Below are 648 nucleotides of genomic sequence, written 5' to 3' on the forward strand. Positions count from 1 at the left end.
TTCATCATTCTCTATTTCCCGCTCTTTCTGCTGGGCGCCGTCTTCGGCAAGCTGATGGAGGCCAGCGGCAGCGCAAGGGTTCTCGCCGATGCCTTGAGGGACGGCCTCGGGCCGCGACACGCAATCCTCGCGGTGGTGATGTCCTGCGCGCTGCTGACCTATGGCGGCGTCTCGCTGTTCGTCGTGGCCTTCGCGGTCTGGCCCATCGCCTCGGCCCTGTTCGCCGATGCCCGTCTGCCGCGGGTCCTCATTCCCGCCGCCATCGCCCTGGGAGCGTTCACCTTCACGATGACGGCCCTGCCCGGGACGCCGGCGATCCAGAACGCCATCCCGATGCCCTATTTCCAGACGACGGCCTTCGCCGCTCCCGGGCTCGGCATCATCGCCAGCCTCATCATGTTCGGCCTCGGCTGGCTCTGGCTGGAGCATCGGGCGCGCAGTCTCGACCGTGGACCGGAGGCCGCCATGGGACCGGGCCCGGATGGGGAAAGCAGGACGCCGCGACCCTCGCTGCTCCTGGCGGCCCTCCCCCTCGCGAGCGTCCTCGCGCTGAATGTCGCCTTCGCCTTCTGGCTGATCCCGATGCTGGATGCCTCCTATCTCGCCATGCCCAAATACGGCTCCACCGACATCGCGGCGGTCCGCGGG

The 648-nt window shown here is 68.4% G+C and carries 1 protein-coding gene; it reads left to right on the forward strand.

Annotated elements, in window-relative coordinates; translation table 11 throughout:
* A partial coding sequence (locus ACJ4V0_RS21530; protein ID WP_448301653.1) for a GntT/GntP/DsdX family permease occupies positions 1-648 on the forward strand: 648 nt, incomplete at both ends.

It is taken from the genome of Phreatobacter aquiterrae (assembly GCF_053471285.1).